The 24,808-nt window shown below is 67.7% G+C and carries 22 protein-coding genes; 6 read left to right on the forward strand and 16 right to left on the reverse strand.

Annotated features, from left to right (window positions below; translation table 11 throughout):
• Window positions 1-228: 228 nt before the first annotated feature.
• On the reverse strand, window positions 229-1,917 hold the full coding sequence (locus F5544_RS20505) for a bifunctional metallophosphatase/5'-nucleotidase (protein ID WP_167474685.1): 1,689 nt from the start codon (window positions 1,915-1,917) through the stop codon (window positions 229-231).
• 152 nt (window positions 1,918-2,069) lie between these two features.
• Between F5544_RS20505 and F5544_RS20510 the strand changes: the two genes are divergently transcribed.
• Both F5544_RS20510 and F5544_RS20515 read left to right on the forward strand, forming a co-directional pair.
• Entirely contained in the window at window positions 2,070-2,426 is a 357-nt protein-coding gene (locus F5544_RS20510) for a hypothetical protein (protein WP_167474686.1), read from the forward strand.
• Window positions 2,427-2,723: 297 nt separating this feature from the next.
• On the forward strand, window positions 2,724-3,179 hold the full coding sequence (locus tag F5544_RS20515) for a hypothetical protein (protein ID WP_167474687.1): 456 nt from the start codon (window positions 2,724-2,726) through the stop codon (window positions 3,177-3,179).
• A 19-nt stretch (window positions 3,180-3,198) separates the two neighbouring features.
• On the opposite strand, the gene F5544_RS20520 is transcribed toward F5544_RS20515, so the two are convergent.
• Window positions 3,199-3,813: a TetR/AcrR family transcriptional regulator gene (locus tag F5544_RS20520; RefSeq protein ID WP_167474688.1), complete on the reverse strand. Its 615-nt coding sequence runs from the start codon at window positions 3,811-3,813 to the stop codon at window positions 3,199-3,201.
• A gap of 52 nt (window positions 3,814-3,865) precedes the next feature.
• Between F5544_RS20520 and F5544_RS20525 the strand changes: the two genes are divergently transcribed.
• Entirely contained in the window at window positions 3,866-4,759 is an 894-nt protein-coding gene (locus tag F5544_RS20525; RefSeq protein WP_167474689.1) for an alpha/beta hydrolase, read from the forward strand.
• A gap of 121 nt (window positions 4,760-4,880) precedes the next feature.
• On the opposite strand, the gene F5544_RS20530 is transcribed toward F5544_RS20525, so the two are convergent.
• Together F5544_RS20530 and F5544_RS20535 are read right to left on the reverse strand one after the other, a co-directional pair.
• Window positions 4,881-6,065 carry a hypothetical protein gene (locus F5544_RS20530; RefSeq protein ID WP_167474690.1) on the reverse strand — a complete coding sequence of 395 codons (1,185 nt, stop codon included), beginning with the start codon at window positions 6,063-6,065 and terminating at the stop codon, window positions 4,881-4,883.
• Between the two features lie 43 nt (window positions 6,066-6,108).
• Window positions 6,109-7,428 carry a helix-turn-helix domain-containing protein gene (locus F5544_RS20535; protein WP_167474691.1) on the reverse strand — a complete coding sequence of 440 codons (1,320 nt, stop codon included), beginning with the start codon at window positions 7,426-7,428 and terminating at the stop codon, window positions 6,109-6,111.
• A gap of 278 nt (window positions 7,429-7,706) precedes the next feature.
• Between F5544_RS20535 and F5544_RS20540 the strand changes: the two genes are divergently transcribed.
• Entirely contained in the window at window positions 7,707-8,282 is a 576-nt protein-coding gene (locus tag F5544_RS20540) for a hypothetical protein (RefSeq protein WP_167474692.1), read from the forward strand.
• Between the two features lie 5 nt (window positions 8,283-8,287).
• On the opposite strand, the gene F5544_RS20545 is transcribed toward F5544_RS20540, so the two are convergent.
• The 11 genes from F5544_RS20545 to F5544_RS20595 form a co-directional block, all read right to left on the reverse strand.
• On the reverse strand, window positions 8,288-8,791 hold the full coding sequence (locus F5544_RS20545) for an SRPBCC family protein (RefSeq protein ID WP_167474693.1): 504 nt from the start codon (window positions 8,789-8,791) through the stop codon (window positions 8,288-8,290).
• Window positions 8,792-8,866: 75 nt separating this feature from the next.
• Complete coding sequence (locus F5544_RS20550) at window positions 8,867-9,979, reverse strand: glycosyltransferase (protein ID WP_167474694.1); 1,113 nt, start codon at window positions 9,977-9,979, stop codon at window positions 8,867-8,869.
• On the reverse strand, window positions 9,976-11,346 hold the full coding sequence (locus tag F5544_RS20555) for a glutamate-1-semialdehyde 2,1-aminomutase (protein ID WP_167474695.1): 1,371 nt from the start codon (window positions 11,344-11,346) through the stop codon (window positions 9,976-9,978). Before F5544_RS20555 ends, F5544_RS20550 begins: the two co-directional genes overlap by 4 nt.
• 54 nt (window positions 11,347-11,400) lie before the next feature.
• Window positions 11,401-12,675, reverse strand: coding sequence for a GNAT family N-acetyltransferase (locus F5544_RS20560; protein WP_167474696.1), 1,275 nt, complete (start codon window positions 12,673-12,675; stop codon window positions 11,401-11,403).
• A 7-nt stretch (window positions 12,676-12,682) separates the two neighbouring features.
• Window positions 12,683-14,050 carry a glycosyl hydrolase family 28-related protein gene (locus F5544_RS20565; protein ID WP_167474697.1) on the reverse strand — a complete coding sequence of 456 codons (1,368 nt, stop codon included), beginning with the start codon at window positions 14,048-14,050 and terminating at the stop codon, window positions 12,683-12,685.
• Window positions 14,047-15,363 carry a GNVR domain-containing protein gene (locus F5544_RS20570; protein ID WP_167474698.1) on the reverse strand — a complete coding sequence of 439 codons (1,317 nt, stop codon included), beginning with the start codon at window positions 15,361-15,363 and terminating at the stop codon, window positions 14,047-14,049. Before F5544_RS20570 ends, F5544_RS20565 begins: the two co-directional genes overlap by 4 nt.
• Window positions 15,354-16,742 (reverse strand): hypothetical protein, encoded by a 1,389-nt coding sequence (locus F5544_RS20575; protein ID WP_174867376.1) that lies wholly within the window; start codon window positions 16,740-16,742, stop codon window positions 15,354-15,356. Before F5544_RS20575 ends, F5544_RS20570 begins: the two co-directional genes overlap by 10 nt.
• Window positions 16,743-16,775: 33 nt before the next feature.
• On the reverse strand, window positions 16,776-17,780 hold the full coding sequence (locus F5544_RS20580) for a CgeB family protein (protein ID WP_167474699.1): 1,005 nt from the start codon (window positions 17,778-17,780) through the stop codon (window positions 16,776-16,778).
• The gene (locus tag F5544_RS20585) at window positions 17,777-19,156 is read right to left on the reverse strand and encodes a lipopolysaccharide biosynthesis protein (protein WP_167474700.1); all 1,380 of its coding nucleotides are present in this window, start codon (window positions 19,154-19,156) and stop codon (window positions 17,777-17,779) included. The genes F5544_RS20580 and F5544_RS20585 overlap by 4 nt, the downstream gene beginning before the upstream one ends.
• Complete coding sequence (locus tag F5544_RS20590; RefSeq protein WP_167474701.1) at window positions 19,149-20,306, reverse strand: glycosyltransferase family 4 protein; 1,158 nt, start codon at window positions 20,304-20,306, stop codon at window positions 19,149-19,151. Before F5544_RS20590 ends, F5544_RS20585 begins: the two co-directional genes overlap by 8 nt.
• Entirely contained in the window at window positions 20,303-21,358 is a 1,056-nt protein-coding gene (locus F5544_RS20595) for a glycosyltransferase family 4 protein (RefSeq protein ID WP_167479355.1), read from the reverse strand. Before F5544_RS20595 ends, F5544_RS20590 begins: the two co-directional genes overlap by 4 nt.
• Window positions 21,359-21,661: 303 nt before the next feature.
• On the opposite strand from F5544_RS20595, the gene F5544_RS20600 reads away from it, so the two are divergent.
• A complete protein-coding gene (locus F5544_RS20600) occupies window positions 21,662-23,044 on the forward strand; it encodes a polysaccharide pyruvyl transferase family protein (RefSeq protein ID WP_167474702.1) in 1,383 nt (460 codons plus the stop codon).
• A gap of 38 nt (window positions 23,045-23,082) precedes the next feature.
• Entirely contained in the window at window positions 23,083-23,922 is an 840-nt protein-coding gene (locus F5544_RS20605; protein ID WP_167479356.1) for a glycosyltransferase family 2 protein, read from the forward strand.
• A 20-nt stretch (window positions 23,923-23,942) separates the two neighbouring features.
• Here the strand turns inward: F5544_RS20605 and F5544_RS20610 are convergent, their stop codons facing one another.
• On the reverse strand, window positions 23,943-24,656 hold the full coding sequence (locus tag F5544_RS20610) for an MspA family porin (RefSeq protein WP_238847354.1): 714 nt from the start codon (window positions 24,654-24,656) through the stop codon (window positions 23,943-23,945).
• Window positions 24,657-24,808 lie beyond the last annotated feature (152 nt).

Below are 24,808 nucleotides of genomic sequence, written 5' to 3' on the forward strand. Positions count from 1 at the left end.
ATGCCCGGCATACAGCAGCGGATGCTGGCATCGGATGGATTCGGCGCCGGCGCGGGCAACCTGACGCGGGTGACAGCGGTCGGGCCGAAAAGTAGGAACCCCTTCGTCCTGACTTATAGAAAACAGTAATCGGTGTGAATCAATCCCGGCAACCGATGGGCGCTGTGGGACCGGTCACGGTGTCAAGATCGCGAATAGTGTGTGTGACAACAATTTTCAGGTAGTCGGCTATTTCTTCTCGATGCGCGGCGCGGGCGGCTGCAGCGGCGGGTGCTCCCGCAGATAGGTTTCGAAGGCGTCCAGATCGATCGGGCCCACCGTGAGATCCTTGCCCTCGGTGAAAACCGAGAACCCGTCACCGCCGGAGGCGAGGAAGTTGTTCGTCGTGATCCGGTATGCCGCAGCGGGATTCAGCGGCTGTCCGGCGATGCGAACGCTGTCGGCGATCACCTTGGCGCCCTTCGGCGCGGAATCGGAGTAGCTGTAGGTGATCCCGGCGGGGGAGAGCACGGCCGGTTTGCTGACGTTGTTCCACTGCTGCTCCAGCAGGCGCAGCAGCTGCTGTCCGGTCAAGGTCACCGTGACGACCTGATTGCCGAACGGCTGGACACTGTAGATATCGCCGTAGGTGATGTCCCCGCCCTTGAGGTCGGTGCGCACGCCACCCGGATTCATCAGCGCGGCAACCGCGGCGGCCGGTCCGCCGGTGGTCACCGAGAGCATCGCGTCGGCGATGACATCGCCCAGCGTGGAATCGCCTGCGGGGCCGGGCGCCTGGGGCAGCGGCGCCGTCGCCGTGCCGACCACCCGCTGCGTGCGCGGCTTGGCCTGCTCGCCGTAGAAGTCGACCAGCGCGGTGGTCGGGGTGTCCGGGGTGACATCGCGGGTGACGACGCGGTTCACCGCGGATGCCTGCACGCCGTTGTCGAATTTCAGCGTGATGTCGGTGATCAGGCGGCCATAGCAGGCGGCCTGGGTGACCACCTTCCCGTTGATGGTGCAGTTATATGGCTGATGAGTATGGCCGGTGACCAGCACCTGCACCGCCGGATCGACGCCGTTGGCGAACTTGGTGACCTCCGGGCCGATGTTGTCGCAGCCGTTGTAGTCCGGGATATTGCCCTTCACCTGCTGGGCGCCGCCGTCATGCATCAGCGCGACGATCGCCTCCGCGCCCGCCGCCTTCAGCTCCGGGACATACTTGTTGATCGCGGTGACCTCGTCGCCGAACGAATAGCTCCGAATGCCTTCCGGGAAAACGATATTCGCGGTGTCGGGGGTGACCGTGCCGACCAACCCGATCTTGTGGTTGCCGATCTGCAGCATGGTCCACGGCTTCAGCGCGGGCGGTTGCCGACCCTGCGCGTCGGTCACGTTGGCGGCCAGGTACGGGAATTTGGCCCCGGTGAACGGCGCGCCGGGCGAACAGCCGTCCGGTGCGCAGCCGCCCTGCTGGATCCGCGCCAATTCCTGTACACCATGGTCGAATTCGTGATTGCCCACCGATGATGCCGCGACGCCGACGGAGTTGAGGAAGCTGATCGTCGGCTCGTCGTGGAACAGGCCCGACTGCAGCGGGCTCGCGCCGATATTGTCCCCGGCCAGCACGATCGCGCTGGCCGGATAGGCCGCCTTCAACCGCGCCAGATGAGTGGCCAGGTAGACCGCGCCGCCCGCGTCGACCCCGTTGATCTTGCCGGTGGCGCCGCCGGGCGGCTGCAGATTGCCGTGCAGATCATTGAACGCGAACAGGTGCACCTCGTTCGGGCCCGCGCCCGGCAGGTCGTTGGTGGAGATCAACCCGGTCTCCCTGGTGGTGCTCGGTTTGGAGCCGCCGGAATCGGCGCTCCCGCAGCCGGCGACCAGCAGCACACTCACCAGAGCGGCGATTCCCATGGCGAGGCGGTTCGCAATCATGGTCAGACTCTCGCATGCGCGGCCCGTCCGTGTCACCGCAAACCGGCCGGATTCGGGGTCCGCACAACCTTTTCGGCGACTGTTCAGCGCGTGTTCAGCGTGGGGCGCTCGGCGTGGCGGCTCGCCCGGTCTACCGGACGCACAATGGAGGTATGCCGTTGACATCGTGGCTGGCGCCGGCCGGACTCGCCCTCTGGATCGGGTACGAGGTGCTGCTGCGTCGCCGCGAGGACACGGAGACCGCGAGCTGGTTCGGTACCGGCAGCGACCGCGGCAGCACCCCGATCCTGATCGGCGCGTTCATCGCGAGCGCCGCGGCGGTCACGCTGGCCGCGACCTTCGACATCGGCTCGGTCGGCGGCGGTTGGCGCTGGCTCGGCATCGCGATACTCGCCCTCGGCCTCGGCGTACGAGCTTGGGGGATGGCGGTTTTGGGGCGACAGAACAGCTGCTCGCTTCGGTTTTCGGCTCCGCCTATACCGAATACCGCCGCCGCACAAGCCGTTTGATTCCGTTCGTCTATTGAGCGCCTGGCTGGTGGATCGCTGAAAGATCCACCGCCGACGGATCGGGACCGACAGCCTGTGGTTATCTGTCGTGTCGAGTAATGCGGCGGTTGGCTGCGGCGCGGATACGGGAAGTTACACCTTCCTGGTTCATCGGCGGGTATCGACCATTGCGGCTTCGGATGGCCATCGAGGCTGGACGGAATACGGCAACGGCGTCGAATATCACGACGTGCGTAGGCCCGGAACCGTGGAGTTGCCAGGCCCTGGAGCCGCTCGAATCCCGGTTAGCATGGGCACGTGGCTCGGGAGTGGGACGCAGCAGAGTTGATCGCGGACGGCTTCGAGCGTGTGTACATCGAATTGGATTACTACGACGGAATTCGCGCCGGCCTCGGCGACATCGGCGGCATACTCCATTACTTCGAACGCTCGGATAACGACCGCGGCGACGAACTCGACGAATACCGCGTCTGGCCCCCCAGCGCGGAGGCGGCGGCGTGGGAGCGCGAGCAGTGGGCAATTCTCGTCGACTGGAGCCGGCGCTACGAAGCCGGGAAGGCCGTGATGGACAGCCATCCGGGTCATGGCGGAACCGATGCCCGCTACGACGAATTGACCCTGTTACTGGCGCCGCACCGCCATGCGCCGGACAACGCGCGAAAGCTTATGGGTGAGAAGCGGTTCGACAACAGCGACGACCGCTACCGAATCGAAGGCATCGGCGTCTGGTTCCGATGGCACCCCACCGCGTGAGGTGAGGGGGCCTCTGCGATCAGGTGGTCTGTGCGGTGAGTGCTCGTGTCCAGAAGGCGATTACGGTTTCGACGCGGGCATCGATCGTGTGACCGTCGAGTGGTTCGAGAACGATGCCGTGGATTTGCGCTTCGACGGCTTGGACGAGCAGGGTCGCGGTCAGCGCCGGGTCTGTTCCGTCGACGCCGAGGCGGGTCAGGTGAAAGGCGACTTCGTCGGCCAGTAGCTGTTCGAACTGCTTCAGCTTTTCCGTACTGGCCGGGGTGCGCGGCGCCTGTTCGTAGAGCAGCCGATGCATGTGCGGTTCGGCGGTGTGCAGGTGGGCGACCGCGGTGACCAGCCGCCGTACGGTGTCGGCCAAAGGTGGCTGTTCGCTGCGTAATTGGGCCGCTTCGGCCAGTAGATCCGCTGCGCCGGTGCGGAGGTGGCGTTCGGCGAGTGCGTAGAGCAGCGCGTCCTTGTTGGGTATGTAGTGGTAGAGCGTCCCGATGGACACCCCGGCCAGTTCGGCGACCTTGTTGGTGGTGGTCGCGGCGTAGCCGTGCCGTTGGAAAAGTCGAGCAGCCGCGTCGAGGATGGCGTCGAAGGTGAACTCCGATCGCTGCTGGCGCGGGGTTTTGCGTGGGGTGGACATGGTCTCCCGAAACCGAGTTGTCAGAACCGAGGATTACTCGAATTATTGTGGCATGCACGATTCCTACCTGGCCTTTCTACCCGATGATCTCCGTCCCGATCCTGGGCTACGCCCCGAGTCGACGTGGTGGCGGTGGCGTGGCGGGCGCATTCATATCGAGCGTGTGCCCCGGTCAGATGCCGCGGTGCGGATGTTGCTGGTACACGGTGGCGGCGGGCATGCGGCGATGATGTGGCCGTTCGCGGCTCTGGCGGCACGGCAAGGCTTCGAGGTGTTGGTGCCCGACCTGCCAGGGTATGGCCGCAGCGAGGTGGAATCGGCTGGGGCAGTGCGTTATTCGGACTGGGTCGACTGCGTCGCCGACCTGGTGCGCGCCGAGAAGGCGGCCGATCCGCGCCCACTGGTCGTGTTCGGGGCAAGTATGGGTGGAATGCTCGCCTACGAGGCCGCGGCTCGCACCGGCATGGTCGAGGCGATCGCGGTCACCTGCCTGCTCGACCCGCGATCGCCGCTGGCCCGTCGCCGCATCGGCAGATTTCGCTGGCTCGGGCGGTTCGGCGCACCGCTGCTGGTTCCGGTGGTCGACGGCGTCCGGGTGCCGATGCGGTTGGTGGCCAACATGACTGCGATGTCCAACCTTCCCGGCCTGACCGCCACCGTCATCGCCGATCCGCGGGGTGGAGGTGTTGGATTCCTGCGCACCTATCTGTGCTCGGTGCCGCTGGTCGAGCCGGAGAACTTCACCGCCTGCCCCGTGTGGCTACTGCACCCGGGTGCTGATCGCTGGACGCCGCTGGCGGTCAGCCGGATGTTCTTCGATCGGATCGCCGCACCGAAACACCTTCTCGTACTCGACCGGGCGAGCCACTATCCGGTGGAGGATCCTGGAATCCGCCAATTGACAACGGCATTGGCGGATATTCATCACTGGGTTGCCGGCGGCTGATCGGACTTGCCGACTACTGCGAGCTCGAACCGGCGCTGGCGGTGAGTTCGGCCGGTCGAAAAGTTGGGTGCATGAGCGGAATCGACTGACCGGGATCGGAGATCCGTTGTCGCCCAACCGATCAGCTCGGTCGTTGGAAACCGGGTGAGGCGACCGCGAGACGCAATGTATCCGTTTGGTGGGCGAGGGTGAGTTCGTACCAGTCGGGGGTGCGGGCCTGTGCGACGATGCCGTCCACGTCGGTGGTCAGCGTTACTTCCCAGCCGTGCTGCTCCCAGATCCGGACGATGACGGGTGGATAGATGTCGGTGCGGTCCGGGTCGGGGGGTTCGAGGAAGTAGCGGGTTTCGAGCCGGTCGACGTGATAGATATTGCCCGCGTCGTCGTCGAACGGCAGTATCGTCTCGCCGTTGAGGCCCTCCTGTGTGCGGATGCGCATCTGACCGCCCAGCGCACGCAGTAGCTCGGCGACGAGGTCACGGATGCGGTCGCGGGCGGCGTCCTCGGTAAGTTCGGGATCCCACACCACGGCCCGCGCTATCGGCGGTACGGATCTGAGTGCTTGCCGCCCAAGCGATATCGTCGGTACGGCGGGCTCGGGCACGCGGTCACGGTCGAGCTCGAAGCCGTAGCTCATCAGCTCGTCGAAGGTGTGCGCGAAGTCCAGTGGCCGCTCCAGATGCCCGCCCGCCTCCCAGCCGATGGTGCCGCCGGGCAGATCGGGGGAGACGAAATATCGGGTCCGGCCCAAACCTTCGGCGATGAGCAGCGCCCGATCTCCCGGAATATCTTCGGCCGCTTCCCAATTGCGCACGGATTCGACGATGTTCAAGGTGCGATATGTTTGCATGTCCCGAGGCCGGGTGGGGCCGAAGGAGATTCCGTCGAGATCGGTGAATCCCGCATGCACCGTATCGAGGAACACCCGCAGCGCCTTGGGTAACCTTTCCCAATACGGCGGCAGGTCGGCGCCGAAGGTTCCCGGATCCCACCCGATGCGAAACGCGTACGGCTGAAAAGGCTTACGCAGCGCATAGAGCAGTACCCAGTCGCCACGCAGCAGGCAGACCCGCACGTCGTCGAGGCATTCGTTCAGCACCGCGCCGAATCGAGGCAGCAGCTCGACGAGCATGTCGAGGTTCCATAGTGCGATGGCGGCCGCTCGCCGCGCGCCGGGATCGTCGTGGCCGGCGATCTCGGCCCACGCCGGCGGCACATGTGCGGCCGCCGACGACCCCGGTTCGACGAGCAATGCCGAGCCGGAACGGAATTCCGCTACAACGCGTGCGAAATCAGGATTACCCACGGCACATATCCAACAACATCCCCACGGCTGGTTACCGTCCCCGTCATCCTCCGCCCCGCCGCCCGCACCCCAGCAGCTCGCGCACCGCACGACCGGCGGCGTTGCCGCGCTCGACATCGTCAAGTATCTGCGATGCGCGGCGCGGAATCTCGCCGACCCGGTACTCCGACGGGGTGCCGTCCCACACCTCGGCGATCATCCAACAGCCCCACTCAACCTCGCCCGCAGCGATTTTCGATGCCGCCGCATCCAACCGCAATATCGATTCCCCGACCGGATCCCGCCGACTGAACGGCAATTCGAGTGCTCGCGCCCGCAGTTCATCGGCGTCGGCCCACGCGCCGACCGCGGCCAAGGCGACCGACTGGTGCCAGCGCAGAAAGTATTCGGTGAGGTGGCATCCGTCGGCCACCGTCTCCGCTTCCGGCAACGCGGCGAACATCCGATCGGCTGCCCGCACGACGGCCGAAGTCTCTCGGCGGCAACCCATTCTGGCGTACAGCGACGCCTCCGCCAGACAGCCGAACGCGGCCCCGGCATTCGGCCGACCAGCTCCGGCCGATCGAGCGCCGCGCGCGGCCGCGAGGCCGGATTCGAGAAACCTGCCATACCAGGCACATGAGGTGCCGATATGCCCAGCGATCCAAGCCTGCACGGCACCATCCTCCGCCAATCTGCCTGCCCGCCGCGCAATGCCGAACCATTCGAGGCAGTCGTCCAGACCCGCGATATCGATAATGCGAATAGCGATGAACCCGGCGTTCTTGGCGACCAGACGATACAACCGCCGCCGGACAGCCGTCGATCCCGCCGACAGCGCATATGCCTTGATGCGCGCGAGATCCGCCATCCGTTGCGGGATGTATTCCGTCGGCGCGGCGGTATACAACATGCGACCGGCGGACTCCGTCAGCTCTTCGAGAAGGTCGAGGTACGTCGCCGTGCCGTCGGCCGACATGTCGATCGTCGCGGGAGCCGGAGACGGTGTGTGGTCGACGATTTCGCAGCCGGTCGGTGCGATCGTGTCCGTGCCGGAGTAGTCGTTTCCGAACCCGAGCCGATCCGGCCTGGTGCGATACAAGACGCACAAGGCATTGAGATAGTGCGGCGTCGGCACGTCCCTCCTGTTCTCCCACCGCGAGAGTTGTTGATGCGCTAGCCCTTCGGACGGCTGTCCGCGCGACCGCAGAATCTCCTTCAGCCTCATCGCGGCCTCGGCCAGCGTGTACCCGGCGGCGATGCGATACGCGCGCAGCGGTGATACGGCACAGTGCCGTTGGACGGCGAACGCCGCGTCGTCCGCGAAACCGCCTGCCGCGATGACATTTCGAGCCAGTCGCCGTCCGCAGGAACTGTTGTGCATGGCGACCCCTCCCGCCGGACTCGTGGATCCTGGCATTCGACGCTACCGCCGCGTCGGGCGCGCAGGCCGGTGCCGCAAGAGTTTTCAAGCAGTACGTGCAATCCGCTCCGGAGCAGGTCTCGAGGTGGGTGTCTACGTGCGGATTTGCGGTTCGCTACACTGCGCGGGTTGGTGTAGGTGGTTCTTCAGGGGGGATTGTGTCCAGAGGTGTTCGGATTGTTGTTGGGATTCTGGGTGGGGTTGTCGGTGCGGGGTTGATTGTCGGTGGTGGGATCGGGTTGCGGGGCAGTGGGTCCGCGGAAACCGAGCAGGAGGCGATCCGGGCGCGGTTGCACGAGGAGCAGTTCCAGTTGCAGTCCGGTGCGGATCTCGTATTGCTCGTGAAATCGTCCGGTGGGGCGCTGAATCCGACGGCCGTTGCTTCGATCGCATCGCAGGTGCGGAAATTGCCGAACGTGAGATCGGCCGGGTCGGGCGGCAATCAGGCGCTTATGAACAAGGACAAGAGCGCCGCCGTGATTCCGGTGGAAATAGCGGGTGAGGGCGACGGTTACCGGGCGGCGAAGGCGGCTGTCGCGGATGCCGTGCCGACATTGGATGCGAGCGATGGCGCGACCGTCACGGTGCTCGGCGCCGCCGCCCCGCCGTCTTGGCGCGCGCCGGTGAGCTGGGCCGCGACAGGTGGCGGGGCGGCGATCGTATTCGTCTCTGGCGCACTGGCTTTCGCAGGTTCACGCCGAGGAAGCGGATTCCAGCCCGCCTTTCAGCCACCGATGATGCTCCCGCCGACACAGCAGCCGTTCCACAACCCGATGTACTCCACTCCGGGTGTGGTGCGACCGCCGACTCAGTGAGCCGATCACCGCGACGCCACATCGCCGGATGCGGCGTCCTCGGTCGCGGACGGGTTCTTCGATGCGGCATAGGCGGATTCGATCTGGTGACGCAGGTGCTTCTCGGCATGTTTGACCGTGGGGCCGACGATGGCCTGGATGACGCGATCGAGTGCCCGCCCCGCGATACCGCCGGGCACCCGGTAGTCGAGCACCACGCCGATCCTGCTGTGCCCCGCGTCGATCGGCTCGAATGTCCAGCGCGCGGTACCCTCGACGCCTTTCACCGCGCGCAGCGTGATGACGGCGTTGTCCTCCCATTCGATCACCTCGCCGCGCAGGTGCAGGGTCATCGGTCCCAGGTTGAGCGCGGAATCGAATACCGCGCCGACGCCGCGCGACTGCTCACCCACCGGGGTGTAATGCTTGACGCCGAATACCCAGCGCGGCAGATTCCGGTAGTCCGCGACATATTCGAATGCGAACTCGGCGGGCGCCGCACCTTCCGCGGTGTAACTCACATGTCCCATGCCACAACCCCTTCCGTACCGACTATCCGGTAACCGAGCCTATGCCGCGGGGCCGCGCCGCGCCCGGCAACGCGATCACATACGCAACGTCCGATTCACCACCGCCGCCATCCGGCTGCGAAAGACGCTGGGGGAGAACGTAACCGCATGATCGCGCAGTGCCGCCGCCGAATAACGGCCCGGATCGAACGCGAGCATCGCCTCGGCGAGACCGTCGACGACCGCCTCGTCGGGACCCGGCGGAATGTGTTCGCCGGTGCTGCCGGGCACAACGGTGTCGAGCGCACCGCCCGCACCGACGGCGAGAACGCCCGCGCCGCAGGCCATCGCCTCCACCGGAACGATGCCGAAATCCTCGATACCGGGCATGAGCAGCGCGCGGCAGCGGCGGTACATGGCGAGCAGCGTGGCATGCGCGGTGGCGCCGAGAAAGACGGTTTCGGGTCCGGCCAGGGTTTCGAGATAGGGACGGAAGCGCCCATCACCGAGAATCACCAAGCGGCAACCGGCTTTCCGGGCGGCACGAATGGCCAGGTCGGGCCGCTTGTAAGGCACGAGGCGTCCGGCGCAGAGGAAGAAATCCTCGCGCTCGACGGCCGGATCGGGGGTGAAGCGGGCGATATCGACGGGCGGGTTGATCACCGTCGACGGCAGCCCCCACCAGTCGTGGACGCGATCGGCGACGGCCCGCGAATTGGCGACGATACTGGTGAGCCTTGGCGCGGCACGCAATTCGGCGCGGCGGGCGAGCAGGCCCAGCGCGGCGAGGGCGAGCTGTCCGCCGCGCCCGCCCGCCTCCCGGGCGCGAAAACCCTTGTCCCAGGCCCATCGCGCCGGGCTGTGCACATAGGCGATGGTCGGTGCGTCCGTGGCGAGCGCCGCTTGTACGGCGAAGGCGTGATGGCTGATGAGCACGGCATCGTAGCGTTCACGTAATGGCAGCCGCCGCAACGCACCCGGCACGAGCGGCAGCAGCGGGGCATGCGAGCGGCGCCCGGTGGCGGCGTGCGCGCGACTCAGCCATGAATCGCGCACCGCGTGCACCGGTGCGCGCAGTATCGCCGGATCGACGATCGGCGCGTAAACCGTCGCGTCGGGCCAGGTTTCGACGAATTCGCCGACCACCGCCTCCGATCCGCCGAATTCGGTGAACCGTTCGTGCACGATCGCGACCCGTGGCGCGCTCATCGCCCGGCCTCGCCGGGTTCCGCCTCCGGAAGTCGCCGCGGTTCCGCATGCCTGCGAATGGCCGGGGCTACCGGCCTGCCGATCAGCAACCCGTCGACCGAACCCTGTTCGAGCGCTTTGCGATACACCGCTGCGGCCGCCCGGCAGGCGGTGAGCGTCGCCTCGATATCGGCGTCGGTGTGCGCGGCCGAGGTGACGAAGGATTGCCCGAGCACCCCGCGCTCCAACAACTCCTGGAGGAACAGCGTCCGAAATGGTTGGGACGGTTGGCCGTCCGCGTCGCGGGTGACGAAAATGAGGCAGGACGGCCGCCCGAGCGCCGCCAGCTGCGCGCCGATGCCGAATTCGGCGGTGATCGCATTGAACCCGTCGGCGAGCAGCCGCCCCGCATGCTCCATCCGGGCGACCGGATCGCCGGTGACGTATTCGCGCACGACGGCGCGGAAGGCGGCCAGCGACCCGGATTCGGGACCGTGTGTGGTGGATAGTAGGAACACCCGGTCGCGGTCGGTGCGCAGCCCGCCGAGTTCCATCAGCTCCCGGCGGCCCGCGAGCGCTGAGATGGGAAATCCGTTGCCCATCGCCTTACCCCAGCAGGACAGGTCCGGCCGCACACCGTACACGGCCTGCGCGCCGCCCGCGGACCAGCGGAACCCGGTGATCATCTCGTCGAACACCAGCAGGGTGCCGTACCGGTCGCACAGCTCCCGAACCCCTTGCAGGAAGCCGGGATCCGGTTCGTTCAGCGCCGTCGCCGCCTCCATCACCACCGCCGCGACCCGCCCGTCGCGGAGCACCGCTGCCAGCGATGGCAGGTCGTTGTAGCGGAATTTCACCGTCTGCGCCACGGTTTCGGCGGGGATGCCGCTGTCCATCGCGGTGGTGCCGATGAACCAGTCGTCGACGGAGAAGAACGGTTGATCGCAGACGGCGATGGCGGTGCGTCCGGTGGCGGCCCTGGCCAGCCGCACCGCGGCGGTGGTGGCGTCGGAGCCGTTCTTGGCGAACTTCACCATGTCGGCCGCCGGTACCAGCGACAGGAAATCCTCGGCGGCAAGGATTTCCAGCTCGGTCGGCCTGCTGAAGCTCACACCGTCGGCGATGGCCGCACGCACGGCGGCGACGACCGGCGGATAGCCGTGCCCGAGCGTCACCGAGCGCAAACCCATACCGTATTCGACATAGCAGTTGCCGTCGGCATCCCAGACCCGGCAACCGCTGCCGCGCACCAGGATCGGCGCCATGAATTCCGGATACTGGTCGGCGCCACGGGCATAGGTGTGCGCGCCGCCGGGAACGAGGTCGTGCAACCGGGCCTGTAGCCGGTTGCTGCGCGTGAAATCACGTCTGACGGAGGCTTCTTCCATACTGGGCTCCTGGGGTGCGTTGTGGCACGGCGGGTTTCGGCGTGAACCTGCCGTTCAGTCTTCGGTGTGCGCCGCGACGGCGGCCCACAGGTCGTGGTCGGCACGGCCCTGCTCGGTGCCGACGACCGCGAAGGCTCGCATGGTGCCCTCGCGAATCATGCCGACTCGCGCGGCCAGCTCGGCCGCATCGCTGTTACCGGGTTCGATCGCCATCGCGACCCGCCGCAGCCCGAGCCCGCCGAACGCGTGGTCGAGCAGCATCCGCACCGCGGTCTCGCGGGCCGCCGGATCCGCTCCCCAGACAGCCAGCCTGGCGTTGCCGTCGAACATGTCGAGGTCGAACAGACGGCATTCGCCGGAGTACGACCCGTCCGTCTCGATGGCCAGGATCAGACCCTGTCGTGAGCGTAAACCGGCATGGGCGCAGAGCGATTCGCGCAGCCAGTGGAGGAAGCGGCACCCGGGTCCGGACTGCCGGAGCCAGGCCGCCCGCCATCGAGGCCAGTCCGTCAACTTACGGTTACGAACCGTGATATGCGGTGGCCCTGGGTTTTCCAGCCGTACGCGCGGTGACGACCGGACCGGATCGGCGAGATGTGCCAATCGGCCGAGGGCATATCGCACCGATGCCATGAAAATGGTCGCAGGCGAAAGTGTCTCGTCGTCGACGGCATTTCGGTCGACAGCGGCCGGGGCACCGGCGAGGGCTCCCTGATGACGGGCGATCCACCACGTCACGAATCCGCCTGGGGGAACGTCGCTTTCGGTGATCGCCCAGAGTTCGTGATCCCGCCGCGCCCCGTCGGTGTCGAAGTACTGCCGCATCAGCGCCTCGCGCCGGAACCCCATCTGCGCCGCCCCGCTCGCCGCGGCGATATTGGCGGGCGAGATCGGCGCGGTGATCCTGGCCAGCCCGCCGGGGCCGAAGCCGAAGTCGAGCAGCAGCGCCGCCGCCAAACCGCCGAGCCCGCGCCGCGCGACCTGCGCGTCCACCCAGATACCCATCTCACCGGATCCGGCGGCTCGGTCGAGCGAACCGAGCTCGATCTGTCCGGCGAAGCGGCCGTCCACCTCGATCGCCAGCGCCAGCCTGCGCCCACGCCTGGCATCCGCGCGGATGGTGAGAACCTCACGGACCCAGAGCTTTCCGGTGTGCCGCTCGGACCAGTCGAGCGGCGAGCTGAACCAGAACGGCTCGATGAGCCGCCGGTCCCGCAGCCGGATGCGCCGCCATGCGCCGAAGTCCGCCAGCCGGGGCGGCCGCAGCAGCACCGTATTGCCGTGCAGTGCGGCGGGACCGAGTCTGATGCCGGGCAACGAGATTCGCACCGGCGGCTCACTCGCGCGGTCGCTGGGCGCCCAGCGAACTCGTCTTCAGCGCGCCGTCGGCGCCGACGGTGATCCGCCAGTAGCCGCCCTTCGGATCGCGCAGCATGATCCCGTTCTCGGCGCGATCGGAAACCCAAGTGCCACCGGAGGTTATCGCGCCACGCACCGAACCGTCGGTGGCCCGCGCCTGGAAGATATCGGCGTCGCCGGCCCCGGCCATGGCGATCGTGGTTCCGGTGAGCCGGGTTTCGTGCATGCCGGACCGGTTCAGCACATGCCATTCGTTCGGGAATACGCCCGGCGCGATATCGTCCGCGGCGCTGGAGATCAGGTTGATGGCGGTGCCCTCCGGGCAGCCCTGTGCATCGATCCGCAGCTCGGTGGGCGGGTGGTCCAGATCCCGGTCGAATTGCACATTGGCCAGATAGGGCTGGCGGCAATAGATCAGGTCCAGGCCCATCGTGCGCGCGGCCACCTTGCAGTTGACCATGCCGAATTGCGCCGGGCCACCGCGGTCGCGCGCCCCGACCGAGAGCGCGGTATCGGCGCCTTCGAACCAGACATTGGTGAGCCACCAGTCGTTGGCGGCGCCGTCGACGACGAGGTGTTTGTCGGTGGTCTTCGGATCCTCGTCGGAGACGAATTCCACGTTGGTGAGCGCCAATCCTGCATTGTGATCGTTGCCGGTGCCGAGCACGCCGATGTAGTTGCTGGTGAATTTGGATGAGGTCACATAGTTCTGGATGCAGGAGGTGACCAGTCCGAAGCCGAAGTTGTTGATATCGCAGTCGATGAAGGATGTGCCGCCGGTATTGCCCTGTAGCACAATGCCGCGCTGCTGTGCGAAGCGAGGATAGTTGTCGCTGAGGTGATTTCCGCGGATCACCACGGATTCGAAGGAGCAGCGGAAACATTCGTCGAGCTGTATCGCGGTGGCCTTCGGGCTGGTGAGGTAGAAGCCGAGCCGGGAGAACCGCACCCGGTTGCGCTTGTGCAGGTTGATCAGCGTGGTGTCGCCGGTGCAGAGCACGAGCGACACATCACCGCCGTCGCCGAGCACCGTTGCGAAATCGGGCATATCCGGCCATTTGTCGACCTTGTAGTGGCCCGCGGGCAGGTACAGCACCAGCGGTTTGTCGCCGACATTGGCGGCCGCGGCGATGGCGGCCGTATCGTCGGCGTTGCCGTCGCCCACGGCGCCGAAATCCCGGACGTTGCGGGCCGCGGGCGCGTCGGTGACGTGTGGCGAGCGGAAATCGCTCGCGGGAGAGCCGGATGAGCCGCAGGCGGCCAGGGGCAGCGCCGCGGCGGCGCCGAGCGAGGCGGCGAACAGATGTCTGCGCCCCAATCCTTTTCGGGAATCGCGGCGGCTCATATCCGCAGCCTCCGAATCAGTCGGCGCAGGCCCCTCACCGGCCTGGTGTACGCTACCGCGCCGCTGAGCCGATTGTCCCCGAAAGTGGCCAGGGCGCCCCGCAATTGGGGGATCGTGGTGGCACCGAGGGTGACGACGCCGACCGTGTGATCGCACAGCGGCGCGACCGCGATCGCGTCGGCGGCCGCCACCACCGGCGCGACCTGGACCACCACGTGGTCGTAATCGGTGCGCAGCTTGGCGAGGACGGCGGCGAACCGGTCCGAGGCGAGCAGATCCTGGGTTCGATCGTCGGCCTCGCCGAGCGGCAGCAGGGCGGCGTTCGCGCCGGGCAGGCCGGTGAGTACCTCCGCGATGGGCACCGCGTCGCGCAGGACCGCGACGAGTCCCGCCGTCGGCTCGGAAATCGTCTTGGTCACCGAGCGATTCGAGGTGTCGGCGTCGACCAGCACCACCCGGCTGCCGGTATCGGCGAACGACTTCGCCAGCGCCGCCGCGACTTCGGGTTCCGATCGGCCGGAGAGGCTGGTGGTCAGGATGGTGTCCGACTCCCCGCTGCGGGTGAGTCGCGTTCGCAGCCTTCGGGTTTCGTCGGGCGCACCGGGTCTGCCCGCATCGATGACGCCGAGGACCGGCACTCGTGAGCGATAACCCGCGCCGCCGGGTATCGGGTCGGCGAGTACCGCCGCGAGGTCGGTGGAGGTGCGCAGGGTGCGGTCGGTGCGGTCGCGCACGAATGCGGCGAGCCCGCCGAGTGCCAGCCCGGCGAGCAGGCCGAGCGCGAGTATCCGTTTGGATTGCGGCGCCGTAGGCCCGGACGGCAATTCGGCCTTGTCGACCACCGCGACGCGGGCCGCAGGTGCGGCGTTCTTCTCGATGGTCTCCAATTCCGCAATGAGCTGGCGGAATTGGGCGACCACCGCGTCGGCCAGATCGCGGGCGCCCTGTGCGGTGGCATCGGTGACCGAGATGACCACGATGGTGCTGGCGGGCGGCGAGTCGGCTTTGATTTTGCCGCGCAGCTCGCCGACCGACATCTTCAGGCCGCGGTCGTCGATGGTGCGCTGAGCCACCGTCGCGCTGGTCGCCAGGTCCAGATAGGACCGGATCCGTTGCTGCGCGGCCAGTCCGCCCTGATACGAGTCGTTGACCGAGGTGCCCGTCGCCATCGAGACGTACATGCTGCTCGACGCGGTGTATGTGGCGGGCGTCGTGCGCAGATAACCGAACGCGCCGATCAGGCCGAGCACGACCGCCACGGCGATGATGACCCACCGGCGGCGCGCGATATGCCAGTAATCGATCAAACCCATTGTCCGGAACCCCCTTTCTCGATGGTGACAGCCCCGACCGGAACAATCGCGCCGCGCCGCGTGGCCGGCAACGGTTTGGCGCGCCGACGGAATTCGCGGACCAGCAGATAGATGACCCAGGCCAGCACGCAGGCCTGCAGGAATTTGCCGAGATTCTCCATGCTGCCGAGGATTCCGCGCTCGAACAGCGCCGAGGCGCCGGTCATCGCCAGGCCGAGCACGACGATCGGAAAGTACTTGGCGTGCAAGGCCTTTGCCCAGGCGAGCAGCAGTCCGAAGGTGAACAGCGCGCCGACGAAGACACCCGGATATCCGCCGAAGACATAGCCCTCGTTGATATTTCCCTCGGCCAGCGAAACCGAGACCCGGCTCAGATCCACCGACGCGCCGCGGATATCGGTTGCCCACGCGGTGCCGGACTGGAATTTCGTGGCCCCGAGCAACTGGGTCGGGATCAGACTCTGCAGCGCGTGCGTGACGACTTCGTCAGGGGTGAGCCAGGATCCGGGTCCGTGATAGTAGGCGTCGGTCGCCGCCTCCAACAGGTCGAAGCGCCGCAGCATGCTCAGGAACGGCTGCACCACTGTCGGGTACTCCGAATTGACCAGCGCGGTTCGGCTTTTCGCCTCGGTCGTGGATTTGAGCGACTGGAGCCAGCCGAATCCGCCGATGGCGAGCACGCCGATCAGGGCGACGCCGATCGCGTTGCGCTTGGTCCAGCCGAGGATCGCGAACCGCAGGGCCACCGCCAGCGCCGCGCCCAGCACGGGGGTCTTCGACTGCACCACCGCGGTCCACAGCAGTTCGACCCCCATCAGCCCGCCGATGATCAGCACGGTGGTCCGCTGCCGCGCGGGCCGGATGAAGATGATCAGCCCGAGCGCGGCGATGCCGGCGAGGATGGCGACGAAGTTCAGTATCGGGTTGGCGCTCTCCACATCGCCCGCATGACCGACGGATCCGGTGGCCACCGAGGCGGCGCGCCCGAACAGGCCGACCGCGTACATCGCGCCGAGCGTCGGCACCAGGTCGGGTTCGGCGAGCAGCGCGGGCGGCGGGACCGTCCGGCGGCGACGCCAAAAGGCATACGCCACAACGAGTCCCGCATACACCCAGAGTCCGGACAGCACATGCTGCAGCACCAGCGCGATACTGCGGTCGTAGCCGAGATCGGCCAGGCGCGGATCGGGAATGTTGTCACCGAATTCGGGCACCGGCCGCACCCACAGCAGCACCACCGGCCGCGCCACGTAGGACACCGACCAGAACGCCGCCTGCGCCACCAGGAAGACCCGCGCGACCCCCGGTACGAAAAACGCCGCGACCGCGATGGTGAGCAGTGCGCAGGCGATGAGGAAGACCTCCGTCTGCGCGGTCATGTGATTCGGGCTTCCGCGCGGGTCGAAGCCACCTCAGGCGAGCGCATCGACGATCTCCCTGGCCCGGTCGACATACCGGTGCCCGCCCCCGGTGATCCTGCGATAGCCGGATTCCGCTACCGCGGCGGCCTTTTCGGGATGCGCCGCGCACCAGTCGATGATCTCGCGCAGTTCGGTCCTGCTGCCGAAGAGGAAGCAGTCGACGGCGTCGTCGAGCAGTTCCGCGTGCTCGTCGGTGCGTTCGCCGACGAACAGGCCGCCCGCGGCGGGCACCTCGAAGGTGCGGCAGGTGTGGGTGTCGCGGTTGTCGGAGTTGAGCAGCACCAGATTGGCCGTGACGGCGGCGACCGCCTGCGAATACTGCTCCCCGTAGACCGGTCCGGCGACAGTCGTTCCGGTGGCCCGCAATTCGGGGACCCGGCGCCAGCCGGGGCCGCGCACCAGCAGCCGCGCGCCGTACGTGCGGCCGAGCGCGACCATATCGGTGCGCCGGTCCGGGCGGCAGACGCCGATGAAGCCGACGAGATAGCGCGTGCCGCCGCGGCGCGCGGTGGGATGGTGCCATGCGGGATCGTAAGCGCTGCGCACGAACCGGACCTCGCGGGCGCCGCGGGCACGCAGCTCGGCGACGTTGTGCCGTTTGGTGGTCACGATCAGGTCCCAATCCCGTTCGTGCGCAAGGTACTCCGGAGAGGTGTTCACCGGATTGGCGACATCGTCCGGGCTGTAGTGCACACGCATCGCGGCGGGCACGCTCAGCAGCCTGCGCTGGTCCAGGTGCACGCCCTTGAATACGAAAAGCAGATCCGGACGGAAATCCGCTGCGGCGCGGTCGATTTCGGCGTGGATCGCGGCCACCCGCCACGGCGCGCGGCGCCCGGTGACCTTGGCGTATACCCACGGCGGGGACAGCCGTGCCGGTAGCGTCACGGCGGTGGAATCGATCACCACCACCTCGTGCCCGGCCTGACGGAAGCCGTCCGCCAGCGAGCGGGCATTGCTGCCGACCCAATCATCACCGACGTACAGGATTTTCACGCCGCACCCTCCTCGCGCATGAGGACTATCGCCGGAGCCCCGGTGAACGGTACGGTCCGCTCCCGCACGATCAGCCTGCGCACTCGGACGAGATACCAGGTGGCGACGGTGCATTCGGTGAATACGCTGCCGTAGACCAGCGTCCACACCGAATGGGTGCGGAAGGCGATGCCGAGCGCGACAGCCGCGACACAGGTTCCGATGATCGCGCCGATCAGCACCCCGACGGTGTCCTGGCGCACCGGGAGGATGGCCGTCGTGACGAACGAGGTGACGGTCGTCGCGGGCAGCATGAAGATCTCCACCCGCAAAAGCCCGATGGCGCCGGTGAATTGGGCGCCGAAGATGAGATGGATGAGCAGCGGCGCCACCGCCCACACCACCGCGGTGGCCGCGGTGGCCAGGCAGACGCACGCGATGAGGGCCTGCAGGCTCTTGCGCCAGAATCCGTCCTCGGTGCTGCGCCGGGCCATCCGCGGCAGCAGCGCGAAACCGATCGGGTCCAGCGTCGATTGGATGGCGCGCACCAGCCGGTCGCCGGCCGAGTACAGGCCCAGCGCGGCCGGGTTGAGTACCGCGGAGTAGACCGCGGCCGCGCCTTGGCCGTACACGGTGACCAGCAGCCGTGAGGCGAGAACCGGTGCGCCCGTGCGGAATACGGAGCGAAGCCCGGCCGGCCTGGCCGGCCTGCCGAAGGTGCGGAAGGAGTCCCACCAGGTGAGCGCCACCGTTGGCACCGACGACACCAGCAGGCACAGCACCGCCACTTGCGGGCTGGGTAGCCGCGGCAGGAATGCGACCAGCAGCGCGAGGTAGACGATCCGGCCGATGCCCTGATACGCCGTCGAGGTGCCGAATCGCCCCTGGCCTATGAGCAGCCAGTCCTCCGAGATGGACCAGAAACCACCGGAGAACAGACCGAGCAGGATCATCTCCAGCTGCACCGGCGCGCCCACCGCGTAGCTGCCGAGCAGCGCGATGCCCATCACGCCGAGCGTCGTCGCCCGGATGGCGAAGTAGTTGCCGCGCAACTGATTCAACTGCCGGTGGTCGCCCGGTTCGCCGGTGTCGTGGACCCGGGCCGCGAGGAACGAGGTGATCCCCAGATCGACCATCAGCGAGCCGATGAAATACGACGACATGCCGATGGCGAGCAGGCCGAGACCGCTGGCGCCGAGCGTGCGGGCGATGAGCGGCACGGTGACGATCGTGATGACGTACTGCCCGTACTTGCCGAACATCACGTACCCGATATCGCGGATGATGGCGAGCAGGCCGTGCCGCTGGTGCGCGCCGCCGCCGTTGCGCCCGCGGGCGCTGTCGGTGCGGCGATGCGCGCCGTGCGCGACGGGCGGGTGATATTCGTGATCAGCCATGGGTTTTCGCTTCCGCGGTGCGCCGTCGTGCGCAGGTGGTGAGGAAATCGGCGACGATGCCTGCTGATTCGGCGATTCCGAAATCCTCGGCCCTCGCACGCCCTGCCGCGGCGATGCGGGCGCGACGCTCCGGATCGGCGACGAGGGCGTCCAGCGCGGCGGCCAGCCGCACGGGATCGCCTGGCTCGACCAGTAGACCGTCGACTCCGTCGGTGATGATTTCGGCGGGACCGCCTGGGCGGGTGGCGATTACGGCGCAGCCCGCGCGCATGCCCTCGACGACGACCTGACCGAACGGTTCGGGCAGCACCGAGCAGTGCACCAGGATATCGGCGGCGCGCAGGTAGGTCTCCGGATCGTCGACGTGCCCGGTGAAGGTGACGGGGAGCGCGAGTCCGGCGGCCATGCGTTCCAGGCGCGCACGGTAGGGCTCCTCGTCGAAGAAGCTGCCGCCCACCAGAAAGACTTGGCGCGGACGGACTTTCATCATCGCGACCGCGCGAAGCAGCACATCCTGACCCTTCCACGGGGTGAGGCGGCCGAGTGCGGCGATGACGGTGTCCGCGGGCGGATGTTGTTCGCGCGGTGGGGGATCGGCGCCGAATTCGACGCCGGGATAGGCGATCACGGCCGGTTTGCGCCCGGTGCGCAAGGTGCGCAGGGTGGTTCGGCTGTTGGCGAGGTAGCCGTCCGCGCAATGGCCGAGCAGCCGGATCGCGAGCACCGGCAGCCTGCCGAAGTAGTCCACCGAAATCCGGTCGTGCACCTGCCAGATCAGCGGTATCCGCGCCCGCCGGGCCCCGACCAGGCCCATCACCAGTGCCTTCGTGCTCTGCGCGACCAAGACGTCGGCGGACAGTTCGCGGGCCAGCGCGCCGAGCCGCCAGCCGAGCCGGAGCAATCCGAGGAATCCGGCGGCCAGTCGCAGCGGGCCCGACCCGATGGTCATCGCGCGACTGTCGAATCCGCTTCGCAATACCCGGGTTTCGATCCCGCGCGCCCGCGTGCGTCCGACCATCGGACCGTCCTCCGTATAGGCCATCGCGACCTCGGCCCCGCCGCCGGCGCGCAGCGCCGTCAGCAGCCGCAGGGTGGCCAGCTCGGCCCCGGACGGCGCCGCGGTGTGCGTGAGGAACAGTGCCCGAGTCATCGCGTGATTTCCCGGTACATCGTCAGATGGCGGGCCGCTGTGACATCCCACGAAAAGGTGGCGGCGTGCGCCCGGCATTCGGCCGGTGTCGGCAGTGCGCCGTTCAGCGCGGCCACGAGGCGGGCGCCGAGCGCGTCGGCGTCCTTGGCGGGCACGATCAGCGACGGGTCGAGTCCGCGAACCGAATCCGGCAATCCGCCGCAATCGGTGACGATGGGCGCCCGGCCCGCGGCGAGTGATTCCAGCGCGATAAGCCCGAAACCCTCCAGTGCGACGGTCGGCGCCACCGTGCACACCGACCCCGCGTAGAGCTCGGCCAGGCCGGCGTCGTCGACCCGTCCGGCGAATTCGACACGATCGTCGAGCCCGGCCGCCAGCGAACGCAATTCGCGTTCCGCGGTGCCGGTGCCGACGATCACCAGTCGGGCGTCGGGGTGCACCCGGCGCACGCCGGGCCAGCAGCGTAGCAGCACATCGATACCCATCCGGCGCTCCAGCCTGCGCACGCACAGCACCGTCCGCGACGATTCCGGAATCGGTTCGGCCCGAAAGCGGTCCAGATCGACGCCCGGCGGCAGCACCGCGATCCGCTGCGCGGGAATTCCGTACTCGTCGCTCAGTAGCCGCCCGAAGTGGTTGGACAGCACCACGATTCGCGCGGCGCCCGCATACCTGAGCCGTTCCAGGAAGTATTTGGCCTTGACCGCGAGCGGCCCCTGTCCGGTGATTCGGCTCTCCGCCGCCCAAGGCCCGTGGAAATGCACGACGAGCGGGATGCGCCCGCGCGGACCGAGCGCCGGGGGACCGTAGAGACAGAAGTGCCGATCGAGAATGTCCGCATCGCGTAAGGCATGGCGGGCGAGAAATGCCGTTCGCGCCCGGCGCGCGGTGGATCCGCCGATATCGCCCCACGAACCGCCGCCGTCCGCGGGCGGCCCGAACGCCGCCGCCGACACCGTGACCTCGGGATTGCGGGCGAGTGCCGCATAAAGATCGGTGAAATACCGATTGAGCCCGCCCGGCGCCGCCCCGAACCATTCGGAACCCGTCATATGCACCCGGAGAGTCTCGGGCCCTTTCGTCACCGCGGCCCCCTACTCCAGGCAATGCTGCGTCGAACCAGGCGGGGCCGCGGCGAACCGGTCGGGTCGAACTCGCTTCCCGCGCAATAGTCTATGGGACGCGCGGAATTTTTCACGCGGTCCGCGAAATGCCGAATCCCATTCGCCCACAACGGACTAGCCGGTATTTTCCCGAACTGCACAAGTGGCCGATTCTCAGGAACGTACGGTAGATTCACTCCCGAGTTCGTGCTCGGCACGGGCGACCCGCGGGGGCTGGCGGGAGGACTGACAGTGGGCATCCACGGTTCCGTGGCCGAGCAGGCCCGGCTCGACGAGGGCGAGTTGCGGGTCCTCGTGGAAAACGGTGAGTACTGGCTGCGCAATCGCGGCGATATCGCGATGATGGTGATGACCGTCGAACGGCTGCGCGCCCGCTGGCCGCGGGCCCGGATCGGGGTGCTCACCCATCAACCGGCCATCCTGCGCGCCCTGCTGCCGACGGTCGAACCGATCTCCGGGCCGGACTGGGACTGGCCCGCCGACGATCTGCGCGGCCGGGTGACCCGAACGGCCGCAACGAAATTGGTCGCTCCGCTGGCGCTGCGCTGGCGTGCGGCCACCGACGGCCCCAAGGATCGCGTCCGGGCCGCGCTCGCCGACCGGCGCGAGCGCGCGGACGCCGGACCGGGGGATACGGATGTCTTCCCGGTCCGGATCCCACCCGCCGCCGAACGGGCATCGCTGGTGTTGGCGCTCGGCGGCGGCTACCTCACCGATGTGGACCGGTACCAGGCGCATCGCACCCTGGATCTGCTCGATTACGCTGCCGCACAGGGCATTCCGACCGCCCTGCTCGGTCAGGGCATCGGTCCGCTGCACGATTCCGGTCTGCTCGACCACGCCAGGAAGGTGCTGCCCTCGGTCGATCTCGTCGCCGTGCGCGAGAGCAGGCGCGGGCCCGGACTGCTGACCGGCCTCGGCGTCGATCCGGAGCGCGTCATCGTGACCGGTGACGACGCGGTCGAATTCGGCTACCGGCTGCGCGACGCCAGAATCGGCGCGAATCTGGGCCTGTGCCTGCGGGTCGCGGATTACGCACGGGTGAGCGACGCGGCGCGGGCCATGCTCGGCACCGTGGTGCGGCGGATGGCGAGCGAACTCGACGCGGGCATCGTCCCGCTCATCATCTCCGAATACGCCTCGGAGGACCGGCGCTGCACGCTGCCGCTGCTGGACGGCTCGGTGCGCGCGCTGCCCGCCGTCGGGCGCGGCGGCACCGCGCGCGATGTCGCCCGCCAGGTGGCCGACTGCCGCCTGCTGGTCACCAGCGCGTATCACCTCGCGGTTTTCGCGCTCTCCCAAGGGATTCCGGCGGTCGGCATCACGGTCTCGGAGTACTACGACGACAAATTCCACGGCCTCGCGCAGATGTTCGGCGCCGGGCTGCGGGTGGTGCATCTCGATTCCGCCGCATTGGAATCGGAGCTGTCCGCCGCCGTATCGGCGGTGTGGGACGAGGCGCCCGCGGTGCGGGATGCATTGCAGCAGAAGGCTCTCGAGCAAATCGAGGCCAGCCGCGCCACACTGGCCAGGGTGTGCGGGCTCGTCGAGGAGCGGGCCGGGAACAAACCTTGCGGCCCGCGTAACGAAGGGCCCGCGAACGCCGCTAATTGAACATACGGCTCGCGGCGAGAAATACCGAGGCTAAGGGGCTGACCGTGACCACACTGTCGGTGTGCGTACCCGCGTACAACGCCGAGCGGACCCTGGAGACCACGCTGCGCTCGATGCTCGACCAGGACGCGGATTTCGAACTGCTGGTCTTGGACAATGCCAGCTCCGACGCCACCGGCGAGATCGCCCGCTCGGTCGCGGATCCACGAATCCGGGTGCTGCGCAACGATATCGTGCTGACCATCGGCGACAACTGGAACAGGGCGATCGCCGCGAGCACCGGCGAGCTGGTGAAGGTGGTGTGCGCCGACGATGTGCTGCGCCCCGGCGCGCTGGCGGCGCAGCTGGCGGTGATGGCCGATGATTCGATCGCCATCTCGGCGGGCCGGTTCGAGGTGATCGGCGAGTCGGACGAACTACTGGAGACCGGGCTCGGCCTGGCCGGCCTGCTCGGCATGCGGACCCCGAAGACGTTGGCGCGCACCATCGTCCGGCGCGGACCGGCCGAATTCGGCCCGACGGCCGCCGCCATGTTCTATCGCGAGCACTTCGACAAGGTCGGTGGCCTGCGCGGCGATCTGGTGTTCCCGATGGATGTCGACCTCTTCGCCAGGGTCGCATCCTTCGGCATGTTCTACGGTATGACGGAAATCCTTGCCGCATGGCGTAATTCGTCGTTCAACCTGTGCAGCCGGACCTCCACCGTCAGCAAGCTGACCGATATGCTGCGCTTCCACCACCGCATCGCGGCGGACTATCCGGAGCTGGTCGGCCGGGGCGACGTGCTGGCGGGCGACGCCCGGCTGGTCGGCGCCGCACTGCATCGGCTGCGGGTGCGCACCATCGCCACCGTGCGCAACCGCCCCGATCTGCTGTGAAGCGAATTACCCTGTGACTCTTAGATACTCCAGAGCGGCCCGTACGTCATCACGGTGTCGCCGGTCGAGCCGACCACCCGGACCCACGGTCGGATGGTGGTCCGGCCGAGCACACCGCTGACGGTGCCGTGGAAACCGGACATCCGGATGAACCCCTCGGCGCCGGAGACATCGCCGCCCGCGCACTCGATATCCTTGATGCCGGGCCCGAAGCCGACCTGCAACTGAACGCCGAGCGTCGGAATGACATTGGTGAGATCGGCCTTCAAACCGTCGGCGCCGCCGAGTTCGAACTCCAGACCCGGCGTCGACCAGTTGAAGGTGAGGTTGCCGTTGAGCGTCGCCGGATAGCCGACCTCGTAGCCGATGGTGATGTGCCCGGCCCAATCGTCCGCGCGCGGCCCGGTGATGTGGAATGCGGCCTTGCCGCTGTGAAACCACTCGCGGGTCAACGGGTTTCCGTCCAGCGGCGGCACGAAATCGATGCGGGTGTCCTGCTGGACCGCCTCGATGGTGCGCTCGCCGTGATCGACGACGATGTTGCTGCTGTCGATGGCCGCGTTCGCGGTTGCGTTGCCGAATCCGATATCACCGCCGAATCCGATGCCGCCGCCGAGGGCGATGCCGGACGCCACGATCGAGGCCAGCGCGGCCATCCGCATCGCCGTCGGCCGGTGCCCGCCCGCCCGGTCGTCCGCCGCCCACCGGTGACGGAGTTGATCGGTATCCCTCATCAAATAACCCCTGTCGTGAATGTGCCGAACCCTTGTGTGCCGGGCGCGATTCGCGCGCTCGACGCCCGCTCCCCTTCGAATTTCCGAGGGCACCAAGCATTTCCATGGTTGACGACAATGCGGTATCCGGTAAATGAACAATGTCACGTCAA

Source organism: Nocardia arthritidis (assembly GCF_011801145.1).
Lineage (GTDB): Bacteria > Actinomycetota > Actinomycetes > Mycobacteriales > Mycobacteriaceae > Nocardia > Nocardia arthritidis_A.